This window comes from Arthrobacter bambusae, assembly GCF_022606295.1.
Lineage (GTDB): Bacteria > Actinomycetota > Actinomycetes > Actinomycetales > Micrococcaceae > Arthrobacter > Arthrobacter bambusae_A.
Map to the genome: position 1 here is coordinate 24,778 of NZ_JAHHZS010000038.1, position 11,936 is coordinate 36,713.

Consider the following 11,936-nt stretch of genomic DNA (forward strand, 5'->3'; position numbering starts at 1 on the left):
GAACTATGCCGCGGATTTGTACGAACCATCCCCGCAGGGTAGCCCGCAGGTCCATTTGTCCTGTGGGACCGGCCTGCGGCTGGCTAGGCTGGAATCACGAGTAATCCCGGTCATGTCTCCCAAGAACGCCCGACGGGGATGCAAGGTGCTATCGAGGTGGTAATGATGCTGCTGTCCGTTCTGCAGGCCAACGCTGTTGTCCTGGACGTCGACGCCAATCTGAAGACAGTCGATGCGGCGGCACAGCGTGCTGCCGCGGCCGGGGCCTCGTTGTTGCTGACGCCCGAGCTCTTCCCAGTCGGGTATGCGCCGCTGAGGCTCCACGCGGAGCTCGATCCAGCGGTTATCCCGGGCATCCGAGGGCGTCTGGCGGACATCGCCCGCACGCACGGAATCGGACTGGTCTACAGCCTGCCGGCACCAGCTGCCGACGGCAGCTGGCATATCTCCGCCACCCTTCTGGACGCGCGCGGAGCCGTGCTCCTGGACTACGACAAGGTGCACCTCTTCGGCGAGGAGGAGCGAAAGGCGTTCGCCGCCGCCCAAGCAGCTCCCGGCGTCGTGGACTTCAACGGGGTCAAGACGTCGCTGCTGATTTGCTACGACGTCGAGTTTCCCGAAACTGTCCGCGCTGCGGCCATGCGGGGCGCTGAGCTTCTGCTGGTTCCCACCGCACTGTCCGCGGGCTTCGACGCCGTGCCGCAGGTCCTGATCCGGGCCCGGGCGCTGGAGAGCCAACTCAACGTGGCCTACGCGAACCATAGCGGCCACGAGGACGGCTGTGACTTCCTTGGCGGAAGCGTGGTGGCCGGTCCGGACGGTTCATTGCTCGCTGCCGCCGGGGATGGTGCGGCATTGCTGTTCGCCGAGATCTCCACGGAAAGCGTCACGTCGGCCCGTGAACAGGTGCCGTACCTGAAGGAACGCCGCCCGCAGCTGTACCGCGAGTGGGAAGACTCCGCTCCACAAGGTTGAGGGTCTGAATGCATGGGACGGAACCGTGGCTCAGCAGTTGATCCCGGGCGCTCGTAAGCCAACCGGCCGAGCCCACACACGGATTCCGAGAATGAGGCCGCGTCCGTCGCCAAAGAATGGCAGAAGGAAGACTGCATGCAACAGGAACCAGTACTGCAGGAATGAGCCGGGTGCGAGCAGGGCAATCAGCGCCCCGACCAAGCAGGATGCACTCGGACCTAGTGTCGCCACGATTGCGATCTGCCACCCGTAGAGACGCCCGACGGGAATGACGGAAAAGCGAAGGACTCCGGCAGATATCACGATGTCTGAAACCCCGCGAAACAGCCTCATGCCCGCAACATGGGACCACTCATGCACCAGAAAACCGCCCAGCAGGAAAAGTGCATGCACAAGGAGCCACAGGCCGGCCTGGAAAAGGATTGGGTCAGTCGTCACGGCGGCCAGGAAGGTGCACGCAATGAAGCTGAGAACGACGGCGGCGAATGGCCATCTGCATGACCATATGAGTTGCTTGGCTATCAGGCCGACGGTCGCATCCGGGAGTGTGATCGTGCGAACGGTCAACCCTGGTCTGCTCGTAGAAGTCGCTTCTTGTGGAGCTTCAGTCGTTCCAGGACTGCAGCAACGGCAACATAGAAAACCAAGCATGCCGCGAAGACCAAAGCGATGGGCGCGCTGTTCGACACCCCGATTTCCAATGCGGTCGCCCCGTCGGGCTGTTCATGAGGCTCGAAGAAGAGCGCGCCGAACAGGCCATACTTCCTGACTCCTATTTCTGACGCCGAGAACATCGTGGTGATGAAACTCGTGACAACGACGATCATGGTGACAACAAAAGAGACTGTCAGCCCGGCGATGAATCTAAGCAGCCACTTCATGGCGCGCAATCCTCTCCATTCTTCGCATACCCAAGATGCTGTAAAAGACGACCAGTATGTTAAGGGCGGCAAAAATTGCCGCACTGATAATTGGATCAAAGTTGAAGACGTTCAAACCAAGCGCCACAATCATGACGACTATCACCGTCAGCAGGACTCCGATGATGACGGTGAATGGGTTTCCCTTCTCGGGAGGGAAAGCGATGCCAACCAGGGTTGATATGAGTATGTTGCTCAAGCAGAATCCGAGCACTGGCAGACAGGCTTCAAAGGAAACTCCCTGGGCCACGGAAATCGTGATGACTGGGATGCCCGCAACCGTCAGGAGGATGCCTTGCGAGCCCACGAGGCGCAAGTAGTTCGCAACGGTGCGGCCCGGATAGGTGACCATGCGTCGGAGAGGCTCCGAGTTTGAAAATGCGTAGACTCCCTGAAACGTTATGAGAGCAAGGGCGTAGGGTGGCAACTCCAGATGCTCGAGCCAGGCGAAGACCGAATAGATGGTGATAAATGAAACGGCCACCATTGTTTCGAAACTTCGAAACAAGACCAGAAGGTAAACGCCGAACTTGCTCCCTGCCAAGCGTGAAGGCAGAAATGCGAAGAAGCGACGCATTGGAACGTAGTTCCTGGGCGCGATCGCCACTATTGCTGGAATAATTGCTGCTGATGTCGCAAGCAGCACTAAAATGGAAAACCAGATCCCGACGTCTCCCTGCAGCTTCGCGTAGAGCAATACCGGTGCATTGTATTCACGCCCGAATACGTAGCTTTCGGCGATTTTGCTACTCTGCTCGTTGGTTTGAGGAAAGGCCACGACCAGCCCGAGAGCCAGCACCATCGGGACTACCAGGCCGCGAAGTCGGGCAATCCTGAGAGCCTGTAGAGCACGTTCAAGGAGGTAGTAGCCGAGGCTCAGGAGTAGGTAGGTTGAAATAGCGGGGAACCAGATGGACACCAGAACCCTCGGAATGTAATCAGTTCCCTCGATCAGCACGGTTGAAATGGAAAATGCACCGAAAACGAACACGGTCATCAGGAGAACGAGGGACGACTCAAAGAGCGCAAATGCCATCGTCCTTTCCTTATTGGTCACCGGCAGATTAAAGGAGAGCTTCAGAAGCTCATCTGCCTTCATGAACAGCACCCGAATTAGTGTGTAGGCGATAAGTACCCAGAATCCGACCGATGCGTTGGCGACTTGAAGAACGGGCTCAAGCAGGCCGGTACCACCGAGATACTGGCGGATGACCACGTAGCTCAACACGTTGAAGCCGGCGAACGCGGCAACGAGCAGGATACCGGCTGAAAGCCGAGCGGCCGGGCTTGCCAACAGACCTCGCCCCAAGACGCGTCTCACGATGAAGAGCCAGAACAATCGAAACAGCAGAACTACGCTCTTGATGCGCATCTAAGATGGCTCCATTGCCTGAATGAACTCGTTGGCAAGGTCAGCTATCGTGCCGTGATCTTGGATAATTTTCCGGACCGGAGCCTGAACCACCAGGGCCCCTTGGACGAGGAGTGCCAACTCGTCAGCGACGTGCTCCAACATGGTGAAGTCATGGCTGCACAGCAGAACTGAGCGGCCTTCTTTAGCAAGATTCCGGATATCGCGCTCGAAGAGGTTGATCGCATCGATGTCGACGCCATTGAGGGTCTCATCGATTACGGTAAACCTTCGCCGGAGCATGAACGCGGCGATGAGTTGCAGCTTCTTCCTCATGCCGTGTGAGTAGTCTTCGATCAAGTCGCGGTGCCTGTCGCGCATGGAGTACCTGGCGAATTGCGTCCTCAGTGCCGCGTGATCCATGGGTTCTCCATACAGCCCGTGCATGAAACGCACGTATTCCTCCCCTGTAAGGAACTCAGGGAGGTAATCATTGCTCGACAAGTAGATCGACGACATCTTGGCGCTGCGGCTCTGACTACTGTCAGACCCGATGCAGACGCGGCCGCTTTGAAGTTGGAGCAGATCCAGGATGACCTTTATCAGCGTGGACTTTCCAGACCCGTTGGGACCAATGAGGCCCATGACCCGGTCCTCTGCGATCGTGAACGAGACATCGTGAAGCACTTGGGTTCTGGGGTTGTAGGCGTAGTTGACGTTGGCAACACTGAGAGTCATGAGGCTTGATTCCGATGCTCTGGTCGTGGTGGCACGTTGTCAGTGCCACCACGACGGCTGGCTTGTAGCGAGCTACCTGCATTCAACGAACACAGAGACACCCCATTGGCTCCAACTCCAGTTGCCGGTGAAGCGGCCTCGGCCCTGCGTCAGGCACCAGATGGCCATCGCTGCGAGCAATGCAAAAGCAAGCACCATCAGGACGGCGAGAACGACTAGAAACCAGCCGTCGTAGCGAACAATCATTTCGTCAATCTTGGTTCGTGCAGATGCAATCGTGCTGCTTGCGTTCAATGCGGTCGTAGTGAGCATTTCGTTCCTCCATTTCGATTTGAGCTACTGGCGGATCCCGTGTAGCCGGCACCCGAATGGTAGGCCGCGAAAACCGCGTCTCAGTGGTCAAACGGCGAAATTAAGTGGTGGAACGGGGCAAAATACGTGCAAAATCGACGTTTCTCAGTGTGCCTGCAGTCCTGTCTACGTGTTTTGAGCAGCACGGCACGGAGACAGCCAGGAAGTCGCGAAGACTAGGTGTCCCCTCCGCCCACCAAGCCGTCCGTGTACTGGAGCGCGATCCAAAGCTCCGCCCGCACCTGGGCAAGGTTCAGGTCGGCGTCGAGCAGTTCGGCGAGCAGGCCGATCTGGCGGCGCACGCTGTTGCGGTGCAGCCCCAGCAGTTTGGCGGAGGCGTCCCAGCTGCCGTTTTCGCTCAGCCAGCCCCGGAGTACCGCCAAGAGCGGATCGCGCCTATCGGCCTCCAAGGCAAGCACCGGCTCGAGAAGCCTCGCGGCCAGCATGGACCCGGCCTCACGTCCCAGGAGCCCGGTGACGGACCAGGTCACCTCGTCGACGCGGGCGCTCCGTCCGCTGGACTGGACCCGGGATCGCAGCGATGTTACGCGTTGGTGCGCTGCGGCGAGGCCGGTCAGTTCCGTCGGCTCTCCGATGACGAGCCGCCAGCCGAGCTTTTCGACGTCCGCCAGGAGCGAGTCGTCCACCTTCAAACGAGTGATGGCAGCGAATCCGTAATCGGTGATTTCCACCAGTTTGGTGTCGAAAAGGCGCCGCCACTGCAGTAGCTCACGCACCGGGCTGTCGCCGGCAGGCCACTCAGGCGAGTCCACCTTGATGCCTTGGATTACGCGCAGGGGAGCGGATCGCGTAGAGGACAAGCTCTGGGCGAGGAGGTCCTTGAGCCCGTTGACGTGCCGGGTCCCGCCGGTGGCAAGGGTTTCAGGGTGCAAAAGCAACGCCGTCGCCAATTGGCTCGGTGCCAGCGAGCCGCTGGTCCGTTGGCGGACGAGCAACTCCAGCAACCCCACGACGGACTGCACCACGCTGTTCTGGGCGGGAGTCAGCGCGGCGTCCGAGCCCAGGATCAGGGCGCCCAGATTGGCGTCCTTGGTGCTCCGGAGCGGATGGCCGAAAACCATCTCCGATCCCGGCTGCTCAAAGCCGTCCACCTCTACCCGCGGGCCGCTGCCGGAAAGGAGCCGTTCGAGCATGGGCTCCAGCAATGAATGCTCGACGCCGGTGCTGCCGCCGGCAGCGTGGGCACGCGCACGCACCCGCCCGTCCGCTCCGACGAGAAGTGCCCAGACGGGCACCTTCTGGACCAACGCGGCAAGCAGCTCGTGTTCCGGTCTGGGGGAGAGGACCGCCCGCATGAGTTGCCGGTTGGTGTCCGCGAGCTGGCGGAAGACCTTCGCGTTATCGGACTCCAGGAGCTGGGAGAACTCAAGGCCGATCGCGGCGAACGGGATGGACTCCGGGATCTCGATCAAAGTGAGCTTATGCCGCCGGCACGCCTTGAGCAGCTCGGCCGGGACGGCGTCGAAATACGGCCTGATCCCGAACCCCAGCGCCGCCACCTTGGCCCCCACCAGCCGCTTCACGTACGCGTCGACATTGTCGCTGGACCCGCCCTCTCCCAGGAAGGGGAGTCCCGCGGTCAGCAGGAACTCCCCGTCCGGCAGGTAGGGCGTGGGATCGTCCAGTTCGCTGGGTTCAACCCAGCGCAGCAGCTCCCCGCCGCTGCCGCCGTCGTGGAGTATCTCCAACTCGGGCGGCAGCTGCTTCAGGAACTGCTCAAGCGTGACGAAACTCAGGCGGCTGGGGCTTGGCTCAGGAGACATCGCTCGCTGCCTCCTGGTAATCGGGGCACTCGTAGGCGCTGGACTCATACACACGCGGGAGTCGTGGTGCGATCCGGTTGATGATCTCGTCACCGTGGCTTCCGATGGCGGCGCCCCAATCGTCGGCGCTCGCAGCCCCTCCGGCCGGATCGCCGAACAGGACCGCTGTGTCACCGACCTCGATCCCGGAAGCATCCGGGCCGAGGTCCACCATGAACTGGTCCATGCATACCTTGCCGATCACGGGGACTCTCCGTCCGGCGATCTGGACCAGGCTCCGGCCGCTGACGCCCTTGGGGATGCCGTCGGCGTAACCGAGGGGGATGAGGCCGAGATAACGCGGCTCGTGCGTGATGGCCTGATGTTCGTAGCTGACGCCGGTCCCCGCCGGGACCTTCTTGACCATGACGAGCGGCGCCGTCACGCTCAAAGCGGGGCGCAGCCCGAAGTCGGCGGGATCCAGGTGGTCGGCGGGGGCCAAGCCGTAGATCGCCAGTCCAGCGCGGACCATGTCGAAATGGAATTCGGGCCGGTCCAGGATGTTTGCCGAGCTCGACACGTGCCGCAGCTGCGGGTCCAGTCCGGCGGCGCGGGCTTCGTCAACGGCGTCTTCGAACTCCGCCACGGCTGCAGCGTTTCCGGGATGGGCGGGAACGTCGGCCCAGGCCAGGTGGGTCCAGATGCCGCGAACCAGAACCGTGCCGTCCTCTTCGGACTTGCGAGCCTGGACCACGAGTTCGGACCAGTCTTCCTTGCGAGCGCCGCCGCGGCTGAGGCCGCTGTCCAGTTCCAGGTGCACGACGGCGGGGCGGCCCAATTGCCTCGCGATCCCGGCCAGGACCTCAAGTTGAGCGACGCTCCCAAGAGAAACGTCGACGTCGTACTCCAGTGCTTCCCGGATGGTCGCGCTGGTCTGGGATGCCAGATATAGCCAGGACAGGACCGGCACCGTGATGCCCGCCTTGCGCAAGGTGATCGCTTCGCTCAATTGGGCGGTTCCCAACCAATCAGCTCCTGCCGCCACCGCCGTGCGGGCCACCTCCACGAGGCCGTGACCGTAGCCGTTCCCCTTGACGACGGCCATGAAATGCGGCGCGGCAGTGCGCTCTTTGAGGGCGTTGATGTTGTCTGAAATCGCAGACAGATCAACGCTGACCTGCCCGGAGAGCGCCGCTTCCGGCGTCGTTTCTGATTGTGCAATACGTCTCATGGTTGATCACTATAGGTCATTTTGCACCGCCGTGAGAGCTGGCTCACAGGCTTACGGTTGTCAGGGGAATCCGCCAACTACTCTGAAGGGACGTCAACGGTGACTGTGCCTACCTCCACCCAGACGAAGCCAACGCACGCCACGAATACGGACGCCGGCCACGCCGCCCTCCGCCCGGGGCTCGGTTCGCAGCTGCTGCGCCGCAAGCCGATCGGGCAGATGGTCAGCGAGGCCGGAAGCAGCAAGAGCGGCACGCCGTTGGTCCGCAGCTTCGGCGTCCTCCAGCTCACGATGATCAGTGTCGGCGCGACCCTCGGCACCGGCATCCTGGTGATCCTGGGTGAATCCGTGCCGCTGGCCGGGCCCGCAGTCTGGATCTCCTTCGTGGTGGCAGGCCTTGCCGCCTTGTTCTCAGCCGTGTCCTACGCGGAGATGGCGGGCCTCGTGCCCGTTGCCGGATCCAGCTACTCCTACTCCTACGCCACGATGGGCGAGGGCATGGCCTGGATCTGTGGTTGGTGCCTCGTCCTCGAATACGCGGTCTCCGTCGCAGCCGTCGCCGTCGGTGCGGGGCAATACGTGAACGAAACCCTCTCCGCGTTCGGGCAAGTCCTGCCGGATGCGATGTCGCAACCACCGGGCAGCGGCGGAGTGGTCAACATACCGGCCATGCTGATCGTCGTCCTCGCGATGATCCTGCTGGTGCGCGGGGCCAAGGAAAGCGCCTGGATCAACACCGCGATCGTGACCATCAAGATCGTCATCCTGTTGTTCTTCTGTGCCGTTGCCTTCACCGCATTCAACGCCGGCAACTTCGAACCCCTCATGCCCATGGGTGCCGCAGGCGTCTCTGCCGCCGCCTCCCGGGTATTCTTCTCCTACATCGGCTTCGACGCAGCCTCCACCGCTGGCGAAGAGGCACGCAACCCCAAGCGTGACCTGCCCCGGGCCATCCTGCTCTCCATGGTGATCGTGACCAGCATCTACGTCCTGGTAGCCGTGGCCGCCATCGGCGCCCGTCCCTGGGAATGGTTCGGCGGCACCGAGGCAGCACTCGTCCAGATCCTCGAGGAAACCACCCACCAGCCCTGGATCGCGCTCGTCTTCTCCATCGGAGCCGTGCTCGCCATCGCCAGCATCGTTCTGACCGTGCTCTACGGCCAGACCCGCATCCTGCTCTCCATGTCCCGCGACGGATTGGTCCCGGAGGTCTTCGGCCGGATCTCCCCGCGCACCGGCACCCCGGTGGCCGGAACGCTCATCGTGGGCACCGCCGTCGCACTCACCGCGGGACTCGTCCCGCTCGGTGCGCTGGCCGACGCCACCAGCATCGGCACCCTCTTCGCGTTCGCGCTCGTCAACGTCGCCGTCATCTACCTGCGTCGCAACCGCCCGGAGCTCACGCGCAGCTTCCGCGTCCCGCTCTACCCAATCACCCCCGTCCTCGGCACGCTGATGTGCGCCTACCTCATGGCCAACCTGGGTGCTGACACCTGGGTGGTGTTCGGTGGCTGGATGCTGGTGGGCATTGCCCTCTACTTCGGCTACGGACGCCGGAACTCCAAGGTAGCGGCGCTCAGCGAAGAGGAATACCGTGAACTATCCGCAAGGGTCGCCGACCCGGAAACTGTGAAGGCAGAACTTTCATGACCATCGCCACCGAATTGCCCACGGAACCCACGCCCCGCGGTGACACCGGAATTCCCCAAGCAACGCCGGCCGACGCTCCCCTCACGATGCTGAACCCGGACTTTCCGTTCAGCTACGACCACTACCTGGCCCACCCGGACGGCCTGGCGGTTGTTCCGCCGGAGCTGTACGGCACGGAGGTCGCGGTGATCGGTGCCGGCTTGTCGGGACTGGTCACGGCCTACGAGCTCATGAAGCTCGGGCTGCGCCCTGTTGTCTATGAAGCCGACCAGATCGGCGGACGGTTGCGCACCGCGAGCTTCCCCTCCGCCCCCGGCGTGGTGGCAGACCTCGGCGGCATGCGCTTCCCGGTGTCCGGAAAGGCGTTCTATCACTACGTGGATCTCCTCGGCCTGGACACCCAGGAATTCCCCAACCCGCTCGCTCCCGCAACATCGAGCACCGTGATCGAGCTGGCAGGACAGAAGCATTACGCCGCCACCTCCGCTGACCTTCCGGAGTTCTTCCACGAGGTTGCCGCAGCCTGGAAGGCAGCCGTGAATGACGGCGCCGCGTTCCAGGAAATGCAGGAGGCGATCCGGGCCCGCGACACCACGCGAATCAAGGAGCTATGGAATGAGCTGCTCCCGCTCCTCGACGAACAGACCTTCTACGGCTTCATCGCCGCGAGCACGTCCTTCAAGGAGGCCGGATTCGCGCACCGCGAGGCGTTCGGCCAGGTAGGTTTCGGCACAGGCGGCTGGGACACGGACTTCCCCAACTCAATCCTTGAGATCCTGCGCGTCGTCTACACCGACGCCGATGACCAGCACCGCCTCATCACCGGTGGAGCGCAACGGCTCCCCGAGGCACTCTGGCACCACGCGCCGTCGGGCATGGCCCACTGGCCCGAGGGCACCTCGCTCGCCTCGCTGCATTCCGGCTCCCCACGCGGAGCCGTGGACCGCATCGAACGAGGAGAGAACGGCGACCTCATGGTGCGCGAACGTTGGGGCCGCGAAACCGGGTACCCCGCCGTTGTGACCACGTGCCAGTCCTGGCTGCTGTCCACGCGCATCCACACCCAGGAAGCGTTGTTCCCCGCGGAATTATGGACAGCGATCGAGCGCTCGCACTACATGCAGTCGTCCAAGACCTTCGTTATGGTGGACCGGCCGTTCTGGAAGGACATCGACCCCGAAACGGGCCGCGAGGTGTTGTCCATGACGTTGACCGACCGGCTCAACCGGGCAACGTACCTGCTCGACGACGGTCCGGACAAGCCTGCCGTCATCCTCCTGTCCTACACGTGGAACGACGACGCCCTGAAGTGGCTCTCGCTCAGCGCCGAAGAACGCGTCAAGCTCATGCTGCACTCGCTTGAGCAGATCTACCCGGGTGTGGACATTGCGAGCCACATCATTGGCCAGCCCATCACCGTTTCCTGGGAAGCCGACCCCAACTTCATGGGCGCCTTCAAGGCCAACCTGCCCGGCCATTACCGCTACCAGCAGCGCTTGTTCACGCACTTCAAGCAGGACAAGCTGCCGGAAAGCCAGCGGGGCATCTTCCTGGCGGGCGACGACGTCTCGTTCACCGCAGGCTGGGCCGAAGGCGCCGTCACCACGGGACTGAACGCGGTGTGGGGCGTGGTGAACCACCTCGGCGGTTCGTCCGTGGCAGGCAACCCCGGTCCCGGCGACGTGTTGGACGAGCTGGGGCCGATCAGCCTGGACTAGCCCTGTGCGTGCATCCCGCGGTGCGCCGCCGCCAGCTCCCGGTAGTGCGCCGCATTGCGCTTTACGCCGTCGAGCTCTTCTTCGCTCAGTTCGCGGCGCACTTTGGCGGGCACTCCGGCAACCAGGGATCGCGGCGGAATGACGGTTCCCTCAAGCACGACGGCGCCGGCGGCCACCAGCGAGCCGGTACCGATGACGGCGCCGTTCAGGATGGTGGCGCTCATCCCGATGAGGCAGTCGTCCTCCACGGTGCATCCGTGGACGACGGCGCTGTGGCCGACGCTGACGCGCTCGCCGACGGTGCAGGGGAAACCCGGGTCGGCGTGCAGGACCACATTGTCCTGGAGGTTCGAGCCGGCGCCGACGCTGATGGCGGCGGTGTCGGCACGGACCGACACGCCATAGAAGGCGCTCGAGTCCGCGCCGAGGGTGGCCTTGCCGATGATCGAAGCCGTGGGTGCCACGAAGGCAGTGTCATGGATGGCCGGGGTATCCCCGGCAAACGTGTAAATGGGAGCCATGGGGCAAGCCTAGATGACGGCGTCCGGTCCACCCATCCCAACTGGGTCGCATTTGTTGTCGTTATGAGCCCTGAAAACGACAACAAATGCGAGTCAGTTGGGTGGGCCGGAAGGAGTCCGGAGGACCAGGAACTGGTAGTGCTGCGTCCTCTGGCCCGCACCCGGTCCGGACTCGGCTCCCGTGCCCTCGGGCCAGGTCTCGAAGTGCTCGACGTCGCCGTGTGCACCAAAGATGCGTCGCACGGCGTCGTCGCTCCGCCGGCTGAGGAACCGCCGCGGCTCGTCGTGGTCCTCGGGGTTAAGGACTTCTTCATCGTCACCGGACCAGAGCCCGACGGCGATTGGCGCACCAGGCGCGCTGACCCGCACGAGTTCACGGACGACGTCGTGGATTACCGCGTTGGGGACGTGCAGGAGGGTGCCCATGGTCCACACGGCCGGGAAAGTGGCATCGGCGAACGGCAGGGACCGGCCGCTGGCAACGCTGGCGTCGAGCCCTTTGGCGCGGGCGGCCTGGATGCTCTCCTCGGACAGGTCAACGCCCGTGTAATGCAGTCCCGCCCGCACGAAATCCAAACCTTCGACGCCTGTGCCGCAGCCAAGTTCGAACAGAGAGTGCCGGTGTTCGTCCTTGAGCAGGCGAATGAACCAATCGCGGCATTCCGTCCGATGCGGGGTCATAGGCCCGGTCCCGTCCATGGTCCCAGCGTAGAACACA

General features: G+C 63.0%; 12 protein-coding genes. 3 read left to right on the forward strand and 9 right to left on the reverse strand.

Translation table 11 applies throughout. The features are described from left to right. The first annotated feature begins 165 nt into the window (after positions 1–165). Positions 166–975, forward strand: coding sequence for a nitrilase-related carbon-nitrogen hydrolase (locus KNN17_RS19230; RefSeq protein ID WP_372489703.1), 810 nt, complete (start codon positions 166–168; stop codon positions 973–975). Positions 976–1,005: 30 nt separating this feature from the next. Here KNN17_RS19230 and KNN17_RS19235 read toward each other — a convergent pair whose 3' ends face one another. The 7 genes from KNN17_RS19235 to alr all read right to left on the reverse strand — a co-directional run bounded on the left by KNN17_RS19235 (position 1,006) and on the right by alr (position 7,329). Further along, complete coding sequence (locus tag KNN17_RS19235) at positions 1,006–1,413, reverse strand: hypothetical protein (RefSeq protein ID WP_241710476.1); 408 nt, start codon at positions 1,411–1,413, stop codon at positions 1,006–1,008. Positions 1,414–1,538: 125 nt separating this feature from the next. Further along, a complete protein-coding gene (locus tag KNN17_RS19240; RefSeq protein WP_241710477.1) occupies positions 1,539–1,856 on the reverse strand; it encodes a hypothetical protein in 318 nt (105 codons plus the stop codon). Further along, complete coding sequence (locus KNN17_RS19245; RefSeq protein ID WP_241710478.1) at positions 1,840–3,267, reverse strand: hypothetical protein; 1,428 nt, start codon at positions 3,265–3,267, stop codon at positions 1,840–1,842. Before KNN17_RS19245 ends, KNN17_RS19240 begins: the two co-directional genes overlap by 17 nt. Further along, the gene (locus KNN17_RS19250; RefSeq protein ID WP_241710479.1) at positions 3,268–3,984 is read right to left on the reverse strand and encodes an ATP-binding cassette domain-containing protein; all 717 of its coding nucleotides are present in this window, start codon (positions 3,982–3,984) and stop codon (positions 3,268–3,270) included. Between the two features lie 72 nt (positions 3,985–4,056). After that, entirely contained in the window at positions 4,057–4,296 is a 240-nt protein-coding gene (locus KNN17_RS19255) for a hypothetical protein (RefSeq protein WP_241710480.1), read from the reverse strand. A gap of 215 nt (positions 4,297–4,511) precedes the next feature. Next, positions 4,512–6,119, reverse strand: a complete 1,608-nt coding sequence (locus KNN17_RS19260; RefSeq protein WP_241710481.1) for a PucR family transcriptional regulator — start codon at positions 6,117–6,119, stop codon at positions 4,512–4,514. Beyond that, the gene (gene alr / locus KNN17_RS19265) at positions 6,109–7,329 is read right to left on the reverse strand and encodes an alanine racemase (RefSeq protein ID WP_241710482.1); all 1,221 of its coding nucleotides are present in this window, start codon (positions 7,327–7,329) and stop codon (positions 6,109–6,111) included. The genes KNN17_RS19260 and alr overlap by 11 nt, the downstream gene beginning before the upstream one ends. Before the next feature lie 219 nt (positions 7,330–7,548). Between alr and KNN17_RS19270 the strand changes: the two genes are divergently transcribed. After that, a complete protein-coding gene (locus KNN17_RS19270; RefSeq protein ID WP_171983404.1) occupies positions 7,549–8,979 on the forward strand; it encodes an amino acid permease in 1,431 nt (476 codons plus the stop codon). Next, complete coding sequence (locus KNN17_RS19275; protein WP_241710483.1) at positions 8,976–10,697, forward strand: flavin monoamine oxidase family protein; 1,722 nt, start codon at positions 8,976–8,978, stop codon at positions 10,695–10,697. The genes KNN17_RS19270 and KNN17_RS19275 overlap by 4 nt, the downstream gene beginning before the upstream one ends. Here KNN17_RS19275 and KNN17_RS19280 read toward each other — a convergent pair. Together KNN17_RS19280 and KNN17_RS19285 are read right to left on the reverse strand one after the other, a co-directional pair. Beyond that, positions 10,694–11,218: a gamma carbonic anhydrase family protein gene (locus KNN17_RS19280; RefSeq protein ID WP_241710484.1), complete on the reverse strand. Its 525-nt coding sequence runs from the start codon at positions 11,216–11,218 to the stop codon at positions 10,694–10,696. The genes KNN17_RS19275 and KNN17_RS19280 overlap by 4 nt on opposite strands. A gap of 93 nt (positions 11,219–11,311) precedes the next feature. Beyond that, positions 11,312–11,917: a class I SAM-dependent methyltransferase gene (locus KNN17_RS19285; protein ID WP_241710488.1), complete on the reverse strand. Its 606-nt coding sequence runs from the start codon at positions 11,915–11,917 to the stop codon at positions 11,312–11,314. Between the last annotated feature and the right edge of the window lie 19 nt (positions 11,918–11,936).

Bases quoted from the DNA above. Each gene is read 5' to 3' on its own strand.
- KNN17_RS19230 (WP_372489703.1), top strand. From the start codon at position 166: ATGCTGCTGTCCGTTCTGCAGGCCAACGCTGTTGTCCTGGACGTCGAC.
- KNN17_RS19240 (WP_241710477.1), bottom strand. From the start codon at position 1,856: ATGAAGTGGCTGCTTAGATTCATCGCCGGGCTGACAGTCTCTTTTGTT.
- KNN17_RS19245 (WP_241710478.1), bottom strand. From the start codon at position 3,267: ATGCGCATCAAGAGCGTAGTTCTGCTGTTTCGATTGTTCTGGCTCTTC.
- KNN17_RS19250 (WP_241710479.1), bottom strand. From the start codon at position 3,984: ATGACTCTCAGTGTTGCCAACGTCAACTACGCCTACAACCCCAGAACC.
- KNN17_RS19255 (WP_241710480.1), bottom strand. From the start codon at position 4,296: ATGCTCACTACGACCGCATTGAACGCAAGCAGCACGATTGCATCTGCA.
- KNN17_RS19260 (WP_241710481.1), bottom strand. From the start codon at position 6,119: ATGTCTCCTGAGCCAAGCCCCAGCCGCCTGAGTTTCGTCACGCTTGAG.
- alr (WP_241710482.1), bottom strand. From the start codon at position 7,329: ATGAGACGTATTGCACAATCAGAAACGACGCCGGAAGCGGCGCTCTCC.
- KNN17_RS19270 (WP_171983404.1), top strand. From the start codon at position 7,549: ATGGTCAGCGAGGCCGGAAGCAGCAAGAGCGGCACGCCGTTGGTCCGC.
- KNN17_RS19275 (WP_241710483.1), top strand. From the start codon at position 8,976: ATGACCATCGCCACCGAATTGCCCACGGAACCCACGCCCCGCGGTGAC.
- KNN17_RS19280 (WP_241710484.1), bottom strand. From the start codon at position 11,218: ATGGCTCCCATTTACACGTTTGCCGGGGATACCCCGGCCATCCATGAC.
- KNN17_RS19285 (WP_241710488.1), bottom strand. From the start codon at position 11,917: ATGGACGGGACCGGGCCTATGACCCCGCATCGGACGGAATGCCGCGAT.